Annotated in this window: 17 protein-coding genes; 8 read left to right on the top strand and 9 right to left on the bottom strand. The window is 64.0% G+C overall.

Features of this window, described 5'->3' with window-relative positions; translation table 11 throughout:
* Window positions 1–141: 141 nt before the first annotated feature.
* Both ACSFDB_RS11660 and ACSFDB_RS11655 read left to right on the top strand, forming a co-directional pair.
* Window positions 142–567: a response regulator gene (locus ACSFDB_RS11660; protein WP_440771162.1), complete on the top strand. Its 426-nt coding sequence runs from the start codon at window positions 142–144 to the stop codon at window positions 565–567.
* A gap of 92 nt (window positions 568–659) precedes the next feature.
* Window positions 660–1,586, top strand: coding sequence for a ring-cleaving dioxygenase (locus ACSFDB_RS11655; RefSeq protein WP_440771161.1), 927 nt, complete (start codon window positions 660–662; stop codon window positions 1,584–1,586).
* A gap of 93 nt (window positions 1,587–1,679) precedes the next feature.
* On the opposite strand, the gene ACSFDB_RS11650 is transcribed toward ACSFDB_RS11655, so the two are convergent.
* The 3 genes from ACSFDB_RS11650 to ACSFDB_RS11640 all read right to left on the bottom strand — a co-directional run bounded on the left by ACSFDB_RS11650 (window position 1,680) and on the right by ACSFDB_RS11640 (window position 4,263).
* The gene (locus ACSFDB_RS11650) at window positions 1,680–2,759 is read right to left on the bottom strand and encodes a DUF7972 family membrane protein (RefSeq protein ID WP_440771160.1); all 1,080 of its coding nucleotides are present in this window, start codon (window positions 2,757–2,759) and stop codon (window positions 1,680–1,682) included.
* A gap of 86 nt (window positions 2,760–2,845) precedes the next feature.
* Window positions 2,846–3,355 carry a DUF7122 family protein gene (locus ACSFDB_RS11645; protein ID WP_440771159.1) on the bottom strand — a complete coding sequence of 170 codons (510 nt, stop codon included), beginning with the start codon at window positions 3,353–3,355 and terminating at the stop codon, window positions 2,846–2,848.
* Window positions 3,352–4,263 (bottom strand): RsmB/NOP family class I SAM-dependent RNA methyltransferase, encoded by a 912-nt coding sequence (locus ACSFDB_RS11640; protein ID WP_440771158.1) that lies wholly within the window; start codon window positions 4,261–4,263, stop codon window positions 3,352–3,354. The genes ACSFDB_RS11645 and ACSFDB_RS11640 overlap by 4 nt, the downstream gene beginning before the upstream one ends.
* Before the next feature lie 104 nt (window positions 4,264–4,367).
* On the opposite strand from ACSFDB_RS11640, the gene ACSFDB_RS11635 reads away from it, so the two are divergent.
* The 3 genes from ACSFDB_RS11635 to ACSFDB_RS11625 all read left to right on the top strand — a co-directional run bounded on the left by ACSFDB_RS11635 (window position 4,368) and on the right by ACSFDB_RS11625 (window position 9,007).
* Entirely contained in the window at window positions 4,368–5,108 is a 741-nt protein-coding gene (locus ACSFDB_RS11635; RefSeq protein WP_440771157.1) for a proteasome assembly chaperone family protein, read from the top strand.
* Window positions 5,109–6,008: 900 nt separating this feature from the next.
* On the top strand, window positions 6,009–7,385 hold the full coding sequence (locus ACSFDB_RS11630) for a geranylgeranyl reductase family protein (RefSeq protein WP_440771156.1): 1,377 nt from the start codon (window positions 6,009–6,011) through the stop codon (window positions 7,383–7,385).
* Window positions 7,386–7,579: 194 nt separating this feature from the next.
* Window positions 7,580–9,007, top strand: coding sequence for an amidase (locus ACSFDB_RS11625; protein ID WP_440771155.1), 1,428 nt, complete (start codon window positions 7,580–7,582; stop codon window positions 9,005–9,007).
* Window positions 9,008–9,028: 21 nt separating this feature from the next.
* Here ACSFDB_RS11625 and ACSFDB_RS11620 read toward each other — a convergent pair whose 3' ends face one another.
* Entirely contained in the window at window positions 9,029–9,655 is a 627-nt protein-coding gene (locus ACSFDB_RS11620; protein ID WP_440771844.1) for a trimeric intracellular cation channel family protein, read from the bottom strand.
* A 206-nt stretch (window positions 9,656–9,861) separates the two neighbouring features.
* Here ACSFDB_RS11620 and ACSFDB_RS11615 point away from each other — a divergent pair, with 206 nt between their 5' ends.
* The 3 genes from ACSFDB_RS11615 (at window position 9,862) to ACSFDB_RS11605 (ending at window position 11,865) form a co-directional block, all read left to right on the top strand.
* Complete coding sequence (locus ACSFDB_RS11615; RefSeq protein WP_440771154.1) at window positions 9,862–10,704, top strand: aldo/keto reductase; 843 nt, start codon at window positions 9,862–9,864, stop codon at window positions 10,702–10,704.
* Between the two features lie 113 nt (window positions 10,705–10,817).
* On the top strand, window positions 10,818–11,588 hold the full coding sequence (locus ACSFDB_RS11610) for a hypothetical protein (protein WP_090310669.1): 771 nt from the start codon (window positions 10,818–10,820) through the stop codon (window positions 11,586–11,588).
* An 85-nt stretch (window positions 11,589–11,673) separates the two neighbouring features.
* Complete coding sequence (locus tag ACSFDB_RS11605) at window positions 11,674–11,865, top strand: DUF7333 family protein (protein ID WP_440771153.1); 192 nt, start codon at window positions 11,674–11,676, stop codon at window positions 11,863–11,865.
* Between the two features lie 138 nt (window positions 11,866–12,003).
* On the opposite strand, the gene ACSFDB_RS11600 is transcribed toward ACSFDB_RS11605, so the two are convergent.
* The 5 genes from ACSFDB_RS11600 to ACSFDB_RS11580 are packed head-to-tail and all read right to left on the bottom strand — an operon-like array spanning window position 12,004 to window position 16,606.
* Window positions 12,004–13,149 (bottom strand): ABC transporter ATP-binding protein, encoded by a 1,146-nt coding sequence (locus tag ACSFDB_RS11600; protein WP_440771152.1) that lies wholly within the window; start codon window positions 13,147–13,149, stop codon window positions 12,004–12,006.
* On the bottom strand, window positions 13,142–13,285 hold the full coding sequence (locus ACSFDB_RS11595) for a hypothetical protein (RefSeq protein WP_440771151.1): 144 nt from the start codon (window positions 13,283–13,285) through the stop codon (window positions 13,142–13,144). Before ACSFDB_RS11595 ends, ACSFDB_RS11600 begins: the two co-directional genes overlap by 8 nt.
* On the bottom strand, window positions 13,282–14,229 hold the full coding sequence (locus tag ACSFDB_RS11590; protein ID WP_440771150.1) for a carbohydrate ABC transporter permease: 948 nt from the start codon (window positions 14,227–14,229) through the stop codon (window positions 13,282–13,284). The genes ACSFDB_RS11595 and ACSFDB_RS11590 overlap by 4 nt, the downstream gene beginning before the upstream one ends.
* 58 nt (window positions 14,230–14,287) lie before the next feature.
* Window positions 14,288–15,310, bottom strand: coding sequence for a carbohydrate ABC transporter permease (locus tag ACSFDB_RS11585; RefSeq protein ID WP_440771149.1), 1,023 nt, complete (start codon window positions 15,308–15,310; stop codon window positions 14,288–14,290).
* Between the two features lie 21 nt (window positions 15,311–15,331).
* Window positions 15,332–16,606 (bottom strand): ABC transporter substrate-binding protein, encoded by a 1,275-nt coding sequence (locus ACSFDB_RS11580; protein WP_440771148.1) that lies wholly within the window; start codon window positions 16,604–16,606, stop codon window positions 15,332–15,334.
* Window positions 16,607–16,648: the final 42 nt, after the last annotated feature.

Genomic DNA, 16,648 nt, shown 5'->3' with positions numbered 1-16,648 from the left:
TAGTCGGATTTCCCACACCAGCCGATTCCCGCTCGTGAGAACGGGTGTCGTCCCAACGATATTAGTGGGCAGCCTTAACCTGTTGAGGTGTCAACATCCGTATGTGCACGACTTGTGAAGGATTCTCGCTCAACCGAACCCATGCATATCCTGCTCGTCGAGGATAATCCCGGCGACGTCCGCCTGATAGAGGAAGCGTTCCGGGAGGCGAACGTCGAAACGACGTTCCATACGGTTCACGACGGCGATGCGGCCCTCGAGTTGCTTCGCGAGCGACAGCGATCCGGTTCAACCACCGAACTCGACCTCGCGCTGCTCGATCTGAATCTCCCGCGGATTAGCGGATTCGAGGTCTTAGCGGAGATCAAGAACGATGACGAGCTGACCGCGCCGCCGGTGCTCGTCCTGACGAGTTCGAAAGCCGAAGAGGACATCGCACGGAGCTACAAACTCTGTGCGAACGCGTATCTCACCAAGCCGAGCAACCCCGACGAGTTCACCAAACTTGGAAAAGCGGTCGAGGCGTTCTGGTTCGAGGAGGCGACGCTGCCCCCGGCCCCGGCCTAATCTAACGATTCCTGTTATCACACGTTCTGATCGTTCGAAATCGCAGTCGGTATGGCCCCAGCATTATCCCTGCAGGCGGTGTAGAAACGAGTATGCCCGACGACACGCCCGGCATCCACCACGTCACCGCGATCGCGAGCGATCCACGAGGGAATTACGAGTTCTACACGGAGACGCTCGGCCTGCGACTCGTCAAGCAAAGCGTCAATCAGGACGATGTTTCGGTCTATCACCTGTTCTACGCGGACCACGAGGGGACGCCCGGGACGAGTATGACCTTCTTCCCCTACACCGATGCCCAACCCGGGCAAGTCGGTTCAGGCCAGGCCAGCGCCGTCTCGTTTCTCGTCCCCACCGGCTCGATCGACTACTGGCGCGACCGACTCGCAGACGCCGACGTCGACCTCGAGGAGCCCCGCGAGCGGTTCGGCGACACCGTTCTCTCGTTTACCGATCCCGACGGACTCCCCCTAGAGCTGGTCGCCCGTGAGGACGCACCATCGGCGAACCTTCCCGAGAGCCCGGTTCCCCACGCCCACGCGATTCGGGGTTTCTTCGGCGTCACGCTCTCCCTGACGAGCGGCGACGCCACCGGCGAGCTCCTGAAAGAGATGGGGTATCGTCAGACCGACCGCGACGGGAGCCGATACCGCTACGAATCCGCTGGTGAACTGGGATACGTCGTCGACGTACTCGAGGATCCGCAGGCGCCGCAGGGAATTCCGGGTGCCGGGACCGTCCACCACGTCGCGTTTCGGGTCACGAGAGACGACCAGCCCGACTGGCGCCAGCTCCTGATGGACAGGGGGCTCCGCCCGACCGAGATCATCGACCGCAAGTGGTTCGAGTCGGTCTACGCCCGCGAACACGGCGGAATTCTCTTCGAGTACGCGACCGCAGAACCGGGCTACACGGTCGACGAAGAACTCGACTCGCTGGGTGAGCGGCTCGTCCTCACCGAGTGGCTCGAGGACCGACGCGAGGAGATCGAAGCCGGATTGCCGGTACTCTCCCCCTAATCGGCCGACTTTCGGTCTGTCGACGGCTGATCCTCCGACCCTCGTTTGTCGATAGCTGATCGTTCGGCCAGTCAGACGCTCGTCAGCGCCGACTCACGACGACTCCATAATCTCGGTTTCCTCCTGTGGAAGCTCCTGTTGCAGCACGAACGGACCGAAGTCCGCGGCCGTCCGCCGGGCGATGGTTGCGATCCGAAGGACGTAGACGAGCAGGACGGCGAAGGGGCTGAACAGGGCCGTCACCGTCGCGCTCACGACCAACACGTAGACGGACGGGTGCAGCCCCATCGCCAGCAGGTTCCCGTAGGAGACGATGACGAACGCGCCGCCGAGCAGTGTCGGAAAGCCGACGTACAGCAGGATCTTCGACAGATCGGCGAGCTCCTGTTGCATGTACACCGTTTTGAAGTACTGGCGAGCGATGTGGATATCGCCGAGCAGTTCCTCGAGTCGCTCGAGCTGTCCGTCCGCGGCCGCCGAGAGCTCGTCTCGATGACCCTCCCGGAGCTGGCGAACGATCTGTAGCTGCCAGGAATCGTTGTAGTGCAAGATGACGGAGATGACGGTGAACGAGCCGAACGTGGCGCCCTCGAGCGTCCTGATCGCGTCCCGATCTCGCGAGTCGGTTTGGGAGACGAACGCGTCGACCCGCGACTGCAGGTCGTCCGGCCCGTCGCGACAGATGGTCTGCAACCCGAGCGCGGTCCGGCGTTTCGACTCGATGAGGACGCGGAGAAACGACGACGGCTCGGCGGGCGTCGGCCGATAACCAGTGTGGTCTTCGATCCGTTTTCGGTACTCGCGAGTCTCCTCGAGTCGCTCGAAGAAGGCGCCGGTCGAGCCGAACTCCTCGGAGAGAATGAGCTGGTTGATCGCGAGGACGACGGTGATAAAGGGGAGCATCCCGCCGACGAGCGCCGCGCTGATGGCCGTAATGTCGCCGGCCTCGGCGGGCGTGATCAGTCCGCCCCGGATGAGCAACAGGGAGGCGCCGAACACCGCGAGCAGGAGTAGCCCGGAGATGACGCGCCGGTCGCCGTAGAGGAACGTCCAGCGGACGAACTCCTCGGCGTTGAGCCGCTCGAAGACGGACGTATCGTCCAACGACGCGGACGGCGGTTCCGCTTCGTCGTCGCCGACGTCCTCACTGGCTTCGCCGTCTTCACCGGCCATCGTGATCACTCGCGGTACGGCTCACGTGGACGATACTACGGACCCAGCGACAAAACGACGCTGCCGGCATATCGCCGGCTGGCCCGCTACAGCTCTCGTTGCCGGCCTTTCGGCACCATCGAGCGCAGTTCGCCGTGGACGTAGAGACCGACGCCGAGGGGCTCGAGTTCGTCGGCTATTCGATGAGCCCCGATCAGGTAGCCCCAGTCGCCGTTCCACCACTCGAGATCCTGGTCCTCGCCCGCCGCGAACGCGCGTGCTTGCTCGCGATCCAGTTCGATCACGCAGTCGGTCGCGTATCGGCCGAAGCGCTGTGCGAAGTCCGTCGTCGGCTTCCAGTGTTCCTGTCTGGTTCGCAGGCAGGTCATTCCGATGGCCTCGATCTCGAGCGGCGTCTCTGCCTCGCCGGCGTAGATCCAGATCTTGCCGGCGCCTTTCTCCCAGAACGTGTACTCGTCGAAGGTCTCGGCCGGGATGCCGAATCGGTCTTCGAAGTAGTCGACGACCTCCTCGCGACTGGCGCGGCCCTCGACGGTTCGCTCGTCGGGCGTTTCGGGGAGCCGATCGAATCGCTGGCCGTCGTTTTGCTCGGTCATTCGGCGGTCACCTCCAGTTTCGCGACGAAGAAGCCACCAGTATCGTTCTGGTGTGGATAGATTCTAATCGCTCGCTCGAGACTCTCGTCGAAGGTCTCGCCTCCCCACTCCGTGAGTCCCGGCGAGTGCTCGAGTCCGATATCGAAGTCGACGACGCGACAGGACTCCTCCTCGAGTGCGTGCTGGACGACGGCCTCGTTCTCTTCCGGGGCGAACGTACACGTCGAGTAGACGACCGTGCCGCCCTCGCGAGTGGCCTGGATCGCCCGTCGCAGGATACCCTTCTGGATCCCCGCGATCGAGGAGATGTGCCCCTCAGACCAGTTGTCGAGCGCGTCGGGGTTCTTCCTGATCGTCCCCTCGCAGGAACACGGGGCGTCGACGAGCGTTCGGTCGAACTCGTCGAAGGGGAACCGGTTCAGCGAGTAGTTGCGCGCGTCGTCGACCGTCACCGCCAGACTCGTCGCTCCGAGTCGCTCCGCGTTGAATCGCAGCGCCGAGATGCGACCGAGGTTGTTGTCGTTCGCGACGACGGTGCCGCGATCGTCCATCAGCGCCGCGATCTGGGTCGCTTTCCCCCCGGGCGCGGCACAGCAGTCCCAGACTCGCTCGCCGGGTTGTGGGTCGAGAACGACCGGCGGCACCGCCGACACCTCCTCCTGGCCGTGGGTGAAGCCGTGGAACGATGTCCACGTCGATCCCGGTGAATCGGTCTCGAGCCGCAACACTCGCGGGTTCCAGTCCGCCTGTTCGTACGCGACGCCGTCCTCGTCTAACGTCTCGAGCGTTCGCTCGACGGACGCCTTGATGGTGTTGACGCGCACGGCGTTGCCGAGCGGTCGCTCGCAGGCCGCGAGAAACGCCTCGAAATCGTCGACGATGGGTCGATACCGCTCGAATGGCTCCATTAGCCCGGAATTCGGACGCCCGGCGTTTGTGGGTTTCGAAGCGCCCGGAGCCGATCGAGACGGGCGCCCTCGATTTTAAGACGCCGCCAGCAGTGCACTCACACATGGCACAGATCTGTTTACAGGATTCGGCGGCCGACCTCGAGGAGCCGACGCTGATCGAGGGCTTTCCCGGGCTGGGTCTCGTCGGAAAGATCGCGACCGACCACCTCGTCCGCGAACTCGACATGCGCTACTACGCGGGTGTCGACTGCGAGGGACTGCCCCGTATCGGCGTCTATCGCGGTGGTGACCGGACGGCTCGCCCGCCGGTGCGGATCTACGTCAGCGAGGAGCACGATCTGTTCGCGCTCCAGAGCGACGCGCCGATCCGATCCGAGGCCGTCGGCACCGTCGCCGACTGCGTGACCGAGTGGACCGTCGCCCAGGAGGCGACGCCGATCTATCTCAGCGGGCTTCCGTCAGAACGGGAGGAGTCGCCGGATATCTACGGCATCGCGACTGGCGACGCCGGCGAGACGCTCGAGGCCAACGATATCCCCGTCCCGCCCGAGGACGGCGTCATCACCGGGCCGACGGGGGCGCTCATCAACCGCGCCGCACACCGCGACCTCGACAGCGTCGGCCTGGTCGTCGAGTCGAGTCCGCAGTTCCCCGACCCCGAGGCCGCGAGCGTCCTTCTCGAGGAGGGGATCGCGCCGATCGCCGACCTCGAGATCGACGTCCAAGACCTCATCGACCGCGCCGAAGAGATCAAGGAGAAACGCGAGCAGTTCGCCCAGCAGATGCAACAGATCGGACAGGAGGAGAGTTCGCAGGCCCAGCCGCTGCGGATGTACCAGTAGGCCGATCTACCACACGTACGGTAGACTTGTGAGAAGTGCGATGCAGAAGATCAACTAAAAGAGTACGAAGCCGATACCTACTACTATCGGTTTCAGTTATTCAATTGCATTTATGACCGTTCATTGGCTGGCGCTTGCCGTATTCGGCGTACTGGTTCTTGGATACCGTAGCTATCAATACTACTCTCGAGAGGAAGCGATCACGGGGGAACGGGGCTACTTACTCATGCTCGTGAGTTGGATACTACTGGCCCTCGCATTTGGTTCCGAGGGGTTAGATGTCGTGCCTCGATCGGTGACGACGGGACTATGGATTCTTACCGGAATCGCCATTCTCGGTTCCGTTGTAATTCGCCGCTGATACAGGCGGCCAACGATAGTAGCCACTGAACGTCACTGCACACGCGATCGCAGGAGGGAAACGCGGTTCGGAGCGTACGCGGTTCGGAGCGAACAAAGTGAGCGAGAACCGCAAAGAGGCGAACGGGGAGGAACGACCCGTGAGTGAACGGAGTGAGCGAGAACCGCGGAGAGGCGAATAACGCGGGATCTTCGATCCCGCGAACCATGCGAACGGGCGCAAGCGCCCGTGAGCAGACGGGGAACGAACGTGACCCGTGAGCTGTTCGATCGGTGTGTACATCGTTTCAGTTGTTACCTTGTCGGAATCGCGCTGCTCGCGTTCTCGACACCCTCGAGACGGCTCGGCGACCGAATCGCCGAAACCGTCGTCGTCAGTTCGTGACACTGCACAGCGATTCGGCCGAGATCCGAACCGAGATCGAGTCCATCTCCGCCGTGTGATCCGCTCTCGAGCCGATCCGAGCTTTCTGTTGGTATGTAGCCATCAGAACACTTCCCACGTATTTTTAATTCCCGAACTCATTCGAGCGAATAACAATGACAACGAAGTCGGTATCGTACGACATGGTCGTCGTCGGTGGCGGGACGGGTGGCTGTTTCGCCGCGGCGACCGCCGCCCGAGCGGGACTCGACGTCGTTCTCCTCGAGCGAAAGTGCGAGGACGAGGGCGGTTACATCGCCTGTGGGGACGGTATCAAGGGCAAGAGCACGTTCCCCGATGTCGTCGACCGGGACCGACTCCGGGACGAATCGTTCACCAACCAGGGGATCACGCGCGGCATCTTCGAGAACCCACAGTCTGGCGAGTCGCTCGAGATTCCGTTCGACGAGACGGGCGCGGTCGTCGACCGGTTCCGGTACGGACAGGTGTTGCTCGAGGAGACCGACCGCGCCGGCGTCGAGTTGCACTACGATACGGTCGTCAACGACGTGATCCAGCCGAACGGACAGGTCGAGGGCGTGACGGCGATTCGGGACGGTGACCACCTCGAATATCGGGCCGACGTCGTCGTCGACGCGGCGGGCGCGCTTTCGGTCTTGCAGGACAAAACCGATCTCTCGGGGTCGACGTTCGACACGAACGTCAACTACTCGCAGTTCTGCTCGGCGTATCGCGAGGTGCTCGAGGTGCCCGAACCGGTCGACTGGGACGACGCGCTCGTCTTCAAGCCGACCGAGGAACTGGGCTACCTCTGGTACTTCCCGCGCTCGTCGACGGAGATCAACGCGGGCCTGGGCTTCCAGATGAGCCAGCAGCCCCTGGAACTGGTCGACGTCCTCAAAGACGATATCGCGAACCGCGCGGAGTTCGCGGGCGCGACGGTGAAGAACAAACTCGGCGCGGCCCTGCCGACGCGGCGGCCCTACGACTCGGCCGTCCACCCCGGCTACGTGGCCGTCGGCGACGCCGCCGCACACGTCAATCCCTGTACCGGCGGAGGGATCCCCGGGGCCGCGAAGGCGGGTCACTGGGCCGCGGAGATTGCCGTCGAAGCGATCGAGGACGGCGACGTGAGCGAAGCCGCGCTCTGGGAGTACAACCGTCGCGTCCAGACAGACTTCGGCAAGCGCTTCGCTGCGATGGACCTGTACAACATCTTCGGCACCGCCCGCGATCAGGAAGATCTGGTCTCGATGGTCACGGCGCTCCCCGGCCAGCAACTCGTCGACGCCATCGGCAAGAAGGGGACCACCGACATGAGCCTCGGGCTCAAGCTCAAGACGCTCGTGAAGACGTTCGGCCACTGGGACACCCTCTACGACCTCTACAAGGTCCAGAACGCGGCCGGCTCGCTCAAAGACGTCTACGACAGCTATCCCGACGGCCCCGGTCAGTTCGAGGCCTGGCAGAAGGAACGCGACTCCGTGATGGATCGCGTCTACGACATCACTGGTGCCGAGCCGAAGTACTAGGAATCGATTCGTTCGTCGAGACGGGCTATCCGTCTCGCTGATTTCCGCTCGAGGGTCTCGAATACCTCGGCGGCGGCGCGGTCGGCATCTCGCGGCACTCCGTCGTCATCTGATGGTCGCTCGCGGCGGCGAGACCCTTTCGCAGACGCGAGGTCGAATTAACTTATATCACACCGCGCACCGCTGCTAGCGGTATGTCACTCGAATCCGAACTCACGCGGCTCTCCGCGACCGAACTGGCCACTCGAATTCGCAACGGCGACGTGACCGCGAGGGAGGCCGTCGAGGCACACCTCGAGCGAATTGAACAGTTGGACGACGAGATCAACGCCTTCGTTACAGTCTGTAGAGAGGAGGCGCTCGAGGCGGCCGTCGAGGCCGACCGCGCAGTTGAATCCGATGAGGACGTCGGACCGCTCCACGGCGTCCCGCTGGCGCTGAAGGACCTCGGGGCGCTCAAGGAGGGTGTTCGCCACACCTACGGCTCGGCACTCTTTTCGGACAACGTGGCTGAAGAGACGTCGGCGATCGTCGAGCGACTCGAGGACGCGGGCGCGATCGTGATCGGGAAGACGAACACGCCGGAGTTCGGCCACAAGGGAACGACGACCAACGAACTCGTGGGGCCAACGGCGTCGCCGATCGACACCGATCTCAACGCCGGCGGCTCCTCGGGCGGCTCCGCGGCGGCCCTCGCGGCGGGAATGGCCCCGCTCGCGACGGGCAGCGACGCTGGCGGCTCGCTTCGGATTCCCGCGGCGGCATGCGGCATCTACAGCATCAAGCCGACGTTCGGCCTCGTGCCCGACGACGGCCGACCGAGCGCGTTCGGTCGGACGACCCAGCACGTCACGAAGGGACCGATGGCCCGCACCGTCGAGGACGCTGCAGTGATGCTCGAGGCGATGGCCGGGCCGCACTCGGCGGACCCCTCGAGCGTCCCCGTCGATATCGACTACCGAGGGGCGGTCGAGACCCCGATCGACGACTATCGGATCGCCTACAGCCCGGATCTGGACGTGTTCCCGGTCGACGAGGCAGTGGATGAAGTCGTCGAGGAGGGCGTCGGCGCGCTCGAGTCGGCGGGCGCGACCGTCGATGAAGTCTCGATCGGCCACGGCTACTCGATGGCCGAGCTACAGGAGGCGACGATGGCGACGTACATGACCTCGATCCTCGAGACCGCGACGATCGTCGAGGAGGCACACGGCGTCGATTTCCGCGACCATCCCGACGAGGTCACCGACAGCCTGCTCGCGATGATCCACATCGGCGAGGGGTTCGGTCCCGAGGAACTCGCCCGATCGGGCGTCGTTCGCACGGGCTTTTTCGACGCCGTCCAGGACGTGCTGGCCGACTACGACCTCATCGTGACGCCGACGCTCTCGCGGGCCGACGTCGGGCTGGAGGAGGACCTCGAGTCCAGCGCGTGGGACTGGCCGCTGACCTGGCCGTTCAACTGGACGGGCCATCCGGTCGGCGCTGCTCCAGCGGGCCTGACGGACGCGGGCCACCCCGTCGGTCTACAGCTGATCGGCTCCCGATTCGAGGACGATCGAGTGCTCGCGGCGAGCGGGGCACTCGAACGGGAGCGGCTCTGGGAGTCACTGTACGACTGGTGAGTAGCCTGGCGTTCCGACCGCTCACCGATCTTTTCCGAACTTCTTGCGCATCGGGCGGAGCGTCTGTGCCGTCGGGAGCGTCCAGCCGTAGGTGACCGCCGCGAGCCGCGTCCCGACCGTGACGGCTGCGCACGCGGCTGCGGCGACGCTGCCGGAGGCGCCGAGAGCCAACACGAGCCAGTAGGTGGCCCCGCCCAGCACGGCACAGCTCGCGTAGAAATCCTCGAAGAGGATGAACGGCGTCCGATCAAGCAGGACGTCCGCGATTGCCCCGCCGCCGACCGCGTTGATCGTCGCGATGGCTACGACGCCGAAACTCGAGACGCCGGCTTCGGTCGCGACGATCGCGCCGGCGGTCGCGAAGGCCGCGAGTCCGACGGCGTCCGAGACGAGCGTGATCGGGTGATCGTCCGGCGACTCGAGCGCGATCGACAGGCCGATCGCTAGCCCGACACCGAACAGCCCAAGGGCGATCTCGTTCGGGTCGCTGAGCGCGAGCGGGACGCGGTTGACCAGGAGGTCGCGGGTGACGCCGCCGGCGAACGCCGTAGCGAGTCCGACGACGGCGATACCGAACAGGTCGAACGACTCGCGGATCGCCTTGCTCGAACCGACGAGCGCGAACGCGACGAGTCCGATCGCGTTCATCGCGACGAACGGATCGGCGAACAGGACGGTTTCGAGCACCTGTACCACTGGTTGTATTCAGAGGTGGGGTCGCCTTGAGCGCTCCGAAGCCCGTCTGTGTTTGCGGTTCGTCGCAGTTGAGCGGAACGACTACGGGAGTCGCGTCGGAACCCGAATCGCTCACCGCAATCCAAACCCATTTTCGCGTCCTGGCCCTCGTCTCGCACATGGGAACAGAAGACGCCGACACCGTCGCGCCGGGAACGTGTCCAACCGCGAACGGGATGCCGATGCTCGGACTCGGGACTTGGCAGAACGACGACCCTGAACAGTGCGCTGAGAGCGTCCGGACGGCGCTGGAGATGGGCTACCGTCACATCGACACCGCACAAATCTACGATAACGAAGAGGCCGTCGGCGACGGGATCGCACGGGCCGACGTCGACCGCGAGGAGGTCTTCCTCGCGACCAAGATCTGGGCGTCGAACCTCGCACCAGACGACGTCCTCGAGACGGCCCGCGAGAGCATCGATCGACTCGGCGTCGACTCCGTCGACCTGCTGTACGTCCACTGGCCGGCCCGAGCGTACGAGGGCGAGGAGACGCTCGCGGCGTTCTCGCAACTGTACGACGAGGGGCTCATCGAGAGCGTCGGCATCAGCAACTTCCTGCCCGAGCAGGTCGCGGAAGCCGTCGAACTGTGTGACGCGCCGATTCTGGCGAATCAGGTCGAACTGCATCCGATGCTCCCGCAGCCGGAGCTTCGGGACGCCTGCGAGAACGCTGGCGTCGAGGTCGTCGCCTACTCGCCCATCGCTCGCGGAGCGGTGTTCGATCAGCCCGAGATCCAGGCGGTCGCCGAGAAACACGACGTCAGCGAGGCCCAGGTTAGCCTGGCCTGGCTGCGCGCGAAGGGCGTGACGGCGATTCCGAAAGCGACGGGCGAAGAACACCTCAGCGACAACTGGGCGTCGCTGTCGCTCGAGTTGGATCGCGAAGATATCGAGCGGATAGACAGTATCGACGAGACGAATCGCGAGGTCGATCCGGACTTCGCACCGTGGAACTGACGGCCGCTGACCGGTAACTGCGGGCTGTGGGTCGGCCGACGTACAATTATTGACCTATCTGTGATCGGGAATAAGCAGGAAAGTTTACGGTAGCCCGGCTTTTTGGCACGCGTATGTCCACCCGCTCACGACAACGTGGCGGTGGTGGGGTCGTCGGTGCGATCCGGACCGACGTACAGCGGTTACACGGTGCCTGGATGGAACTCGTCTTTCCACGGCAACGTGGCCGCGGCCACTCCGTCATGGGGAAGTGGAAACCCGAAACGCTCCCCCAGAAGGTCGGCTACCATAGCTGGAGCATTCTCGGACTGTTCGGCTTACTGCTCCTCTACCCGCTCACCGTCATCGGACTCGCAACCCGCTTCTACGCGGCGAAACTCGACTCGACGCGCACCCGATTCGGCATCGTCGGCGTCACTGGCGTCGCCTTGCTCGGCTGGGGACTGCTGACGGCCGTCTGGGGGGCGATGTCCTACATGGATCAGGCCGACATTCCGCTCGACGCGGTGCTCGCCGTCGCCGCCGCGAGCGGCGTCGCGACGCTCTCGACCGCGCTCGCCGCGACGTTTTCGAAAGTCGGCGGACGTATCGTGACGGTCGTCCTCGCCTATCCGTTCGCGATGACGGCGCTGTTCCTGCCGCCGGTCGTCGCCGCCCTCGTGACGCCGTCGCTCCATCCCTACATCCTCGACCCCAGCTACGAGTTCGCGGCGTGGGCGCTCGACAACGTCCTCTTCGTCGGCGGCCTGAACGAGTATCTGCGCGGTAACTACCAACTCGAGGGGGCTGCCTACGCGGCGATGTGGCTCGGCATCTCGATTCCGCTGGGCTGGTTCCTCGGAACGCTCGTCGCGCTCGCGAATCTGGTTCGGCCCTCGCAGTAGCGTCGGTCGAACGCTCGTTTTCCACGGCCGCAAACGGAGTTCCGATTTCCGATACGATTAGGTGATGGACTGCTAACGATCGGATATGGAGTTCAACGAAGTCACGACAGCAGTCGCGTTCATCGGCCTGATCGCCATCGGTGTCGGCGGCATGATCGCCTCGGATATGATGGCGACGGACACGATCCTCATGATGGTTGCGCCGTCGATGATCATCTTCGGCGCGATCATGCTCGGGATCGGCGTCAAGTTCGGCGAGTACCGAGCGACGAACTGAGCGGTCCGTTCACCGATTTCTTTCGACGACGAAAATCGACCGGCTCGAGCGAGTGCCTCATACGGCTCCCTGTAACGATGTACTGGTGGGAACGCAGAAGGTCGCGGTCCCGCCAGAGATGACTTACAGCGGACCGTATCAGAGACGCGACTCGAGCAGCTCCGCTTCCGCCTCGATCTTGCGGTTGTGGATCGCCGATCCCGTCTCCCGGTCGAAGAGGTGAATCGCGGATTCGGGGACGCGAGCGACGTACTGCTCGCCCTCGTCGATCCGGCGCATTCCCTCGACGGTGACCGTGAACGTCTCGTCGTTCGCCTCGGCGTCGAAGCCCACGAGCAGGTTGTTCTCGTTGCCCATCGGCTCGACGACGTCGACGTGAACGGGGAAGTCGTGGTCGGTCTCGCTGGCCTCGACGATTTCGATATCTTCCGGCCGGATGCCGAGGACCAACTCGTCACGATCGTCGAGTTCGTCCCGAATGGACGCCGAAATGGGGTATTCGAAGCCGGCCCCGATCAGTCGGTCTCCGTCCCGGGTGACGTCGAAGAAGTTCATCGACGGCTCGCCGATGAAGCCGGCCACGAACAGGTTCGTCGGCCGGTGGTAGCACTCGAGCGGCGTCGCGACCTGCTGGAGTCGGCCGTCGTTCAGGATGGCGATCCGATCGCCCATGGTCATCGCCTCGGTCTGGTCGTGCGTGACGTAGACCGTCGTGACGTCGAGTTCGTCCTGGAGTCGCTGGAGCTCCATTCGCATGCCCGAACGAAGCTTTGCGTCGAGGTTCGACAGCGGCTCGTCCATGAGGAACACGGCCGGGTCGCGAACGATCGCGCGGCCGAGCGCGACGCGCTGTTGTTGGCCGCCGGAGAGTTCGCCCGGCTTTCGGTCGAGGAGTTCGTCGATCTCGAGCAGCGTCGCCGTCTCCTCGACGCGCGAGTCCATCTCGGCGTCGTCGAGGTCGGTCGACTCCTCGAGCCCGAACCGCATGTTCTCCCGGACGGTCATGTGCGGGTACAGCGCGTAGCTCTGGAACACCATCGCGATGTCCCGCTGCTGGGCGGGTTGCTCGTTGACAATCTCGGCGCCGATCGAAATCGTGCCCTCGGAGATCGTCTCGAGTCCGGCGATCATCCGCAGGCTCGTCGACTTTCCGCAGCCGGAGGGACCGACCAGGACGAGGAACTCGCCGTCCGCAATGTCGATCGATACGTCGTCGACGGCGAGGATCTCGTCGCCGTCGTCGTCGAAGCGTTTCGTGACGTTCTCGAGTGTGAGCTCAGCCATCGATGGTCACCGTCTCGTTCGTGTTCGCATCCGTCCGTTCGTTCGCGTGCGTAGTCGTGTGGTTCATGGTCGCGCGTCGGGTCGTAATCGTGGGTTCGTCCGCTACCGCGTGTTCGATCGTACTGATTCCGTTCATGATGCACCGGTGATGCCTTTGGCGAACTGCCGTCCGAAGACGACGTAGATGATGATCGTCGGCAAGGCGGCGATGAACGCGCCCGCCATCTGGAGGTTGTACTCCTGTGACATCGAGCCCTGCAGTTCGTTCAGCGACTGGGTGACGACGTAGTTCGATCGCGAGGTGACGAGCACCAGCGAGAACAGCAGGTCGTTCCAGATCTGGGTGAACTGGTAGATCAACACCACCGCGAACATCGGCATCGACAGCGGGAACACGATCCGTTTGTAGATGGCGAAGGCGCTCGCGCCGTCGATCTTCGCGGCCTCGATCATGTCGTCGCCCATCGTCTTGTAGTACGACCGAAAGAGGATCGTACAGATAGGGATCCCGTAGGCCGTGTGGGTGATCGTCAGCTCGATCAGGTCCGCCCGGTTCGCGAGGAACGGAGCGAACGAGAGCAGTCCTGCGAGCCCGACCGTCGACCAGAACTGTCGCAGCGGCACCAGCACCGACTGGTACGGCAGGAAGACGCCGGCGAGGAAGATGACGAGGATCCCCACCTGGCCGCGCCAGGAGAGCTTGGTCAGCCCGTACGCCGCGAGGCTCCCAAACGTGGCCGACAGGAGCGTCGCCGGAATGACGAAGAGAACGCTGTTCAGGAGTCCGCCCTGAACGGTCCCGAACGCCTCTCCCCACGGCTCGAGCGTGGTCGTCGCGAACTCGATACCCAGGAATTCGACCGGGCCGAACGGAAGCGGCGGCGTCAACGGCGTCGTGTTGACGAATCCCGAATCGGTCTTGAACGCCGTCGTTAGCCCGCCCCACAGCGGGGAGAGGTAGAAGGCGATCAACCCGAGCAGAACGGTGTAGAGGGCGACTCGCTGGATGTCCACGTCCTCGAGCGTCGCCGAGAGACGGTCGCCGATCGACTCCGCCTCGGTTCGTTCGGCCGCGGTCATCGACGATCACCGCGGTGTCCGGTTCCGCTCGCTCGAGCGCGTCGTGTCTGGTGTGTCATCACAGGTCACCTCGTTTGTACTGCATGTACAGGTACGGGCCGACGACCGCGAGCGCCATCAGGAAGAGGACGGTCGCGATGGCCGCACCGTAGGCCCACTCGGTCCGCGAGAACGCGACGCGAAACATCATCACCGCGAGGATGTCCGCGGACCGACCGGGGTTGGTTCCGAACATCACGTAGATGAAGTCGAAGGCTTTCAGCGCGAACACCATCAGGACGACCGCCGCGGACGTCGTCGCCGCGCTGAGTTGCGGGACGATGACGCGCCAGTACATCCGGATCGAGCTCGCACCGTCGACTTTCGCCGCCTCGTAGTGGGCGTCCGGAATGGCCCGAAGCGCGGCCAGGTAGACGACCATCGCGTAGCCGCTGAACTGCCAGGTGAGCGCGAAGATGATCGCCGCGAGCCTGGTGCGGGGGTCGCCGATCCAGTCCATCGTGAGGAAGTCCAGCCCGATCCCGCTGAGGACGACGTTTATCGTCCCGGTCGACGGGTTGTACATCCACGACCAGAAGATCGCCGTGACGACGAACGACAACGCCATCGGAAGCAGGTAGATCGTCCGGACCGTGTTCTCGAAGCGGATGTTCTGGTCGACGAGGATCGCCAGCACGAGACCGATAGCCAGCGCCACCACGGTGAACGCGACCAGCAGGACGACCGTGTTCCGGAACGCGGCGACGAACGACGCGTCGCCCGGCATCTGCGCGTACATCTCGAACGTCAGGTCGGTGTACTCCGGCTGGGCGAGCCCGCTCCAGTCGGTCAGCGAGATGAGCAGGTTCCAGCCGACCGCACCGTAGACGAACAGCCCCATCAACAGCGCCGGCGGCAACCAGAACGGCAACGCCTGGACGGCGTCGCTGTGGCGCAACCGCGAGAACCGTCCGCCGCGCTCCGCCGTCGTTCCGCCGTCCGTCCGGACGTTCCGTTCGTCGGATCGGTTCACGTCGGCGGATGCATCGTCGCTCCATTTCCGACGAATACGATCGAATAACCGTCGTATGTCAAAACCCATAGAATACTCGTTGGTGGTTCCTCAGAAGATGTTGATGAGGTCTTGCGTCGTCTCGTCCGGGTCCCAGTTGTCGGTGAACACCGCGAACTCCTCTTCGACTTCGTTCGACAGTCCGGGCTCTAAGCCGCTGCCGTGGGAGATCGACGTGATCTGCTCGGCTGATGCCTCGAAGTCGTCCATCTGGTCCTGCAGGAACGGCGGGAACTCGTCGGTCGGAACGTCGGTTCGCGGCGGAATCGATCCCTTGAGCGGGTTGAACCGCTCCTGGGCATCGACCGTCGAACAGTACTCCATGAACGCTTCAGTCGCGTCGGGCGAGGGGTTGTTCGTCGGCATAACGAACGAGTCCATCACCATCGTGTAGACGTCCTCCGTGCCGGGGAACGGCATGTAGTCCCACTGTTCGCCGTACGCGAAGTCCTCGTCGTCGTCCGCGGCCTGGTACTCGCCGGCCGCCCAGTCGCCGTTGTGATGGAACGCCGTGTCGCCGGTGATCACGCCCGCGTTGGCCTCGTCCCACGACACCGTGCTCGCGTCCTCGTTGAAGTACTCGCTGTACTCCTCGACGAGCGACAGCGACTCGTGAATTTCTTCCTCGAGATCGGCCGCCTCGCCGTCCAGGAACCGCTGGAACGCGTCGACGCCGTGCTGACCGGTGAAGACGACCTCCCAGAGCTGAAGGATCCCCCACGCTTCTTGGGTCTGCTGGGCGAGACCGACGTAGCCCGCGTCGTCGGCGGCCTCGAACGCATCGAGGAGGTCTTCGGGGCTCTCGATCTCCTCGGGATCGATGCCCACGTCGTCGAGCACCTCGACGTTGTAGAACACGTTGTTCAGTCGGTGGATGTTGATCGGCACCGCGACGACGTCTCCCTCGGGGCTGGACGCCTCGACGACGCTGTCGAGGTAGGCGTCGTGTGCGTCGTCCTCCCAGTGATCGCCGACGGGCGCTAAGGCGTCGGCGTCGGTGTACGTCCGCAGCGCTTCGCCGGGCCAGATCTGGAACGTACTCGGTGGATCCTCGTCGAGAACGCGCGTCTGGATCGCGGTGTCGATGGCCGTCCCGGCCCCACCGGGCGCCGGGTTTGGATTTGGCTCGTAGTCGGGATACTCCTCCTCGAAGCCGTCCATCAGAGCCTCGAACGCTTCCTCCTCTCCACCCGCCGTCCACCAGTGGACGACCTCGAGTTGATCCTCGTCGGCCGCCTCGTCCGAACAGCCGGCCAACGCCGCGATACCGGCCGCCCCAGTTGCTTGCAGATACCGTCGTCGCGACAGGATGTCTCCCCTTGTCATAGTACGTAACTATCATCATCGACGGTCCCGATTTATATAATA

This window comes from Natronorubrum amylolyticum, from assembly GCF_052040145.1.
Classification (GTDB): Archaea; Halobacteriota; Halobacteria; order Halobacteriales; family Natrialbaceae; genus Natronorubrum.
This window is presented reverse-complemented; position numbering and strand designations above follow the sequence as displayed.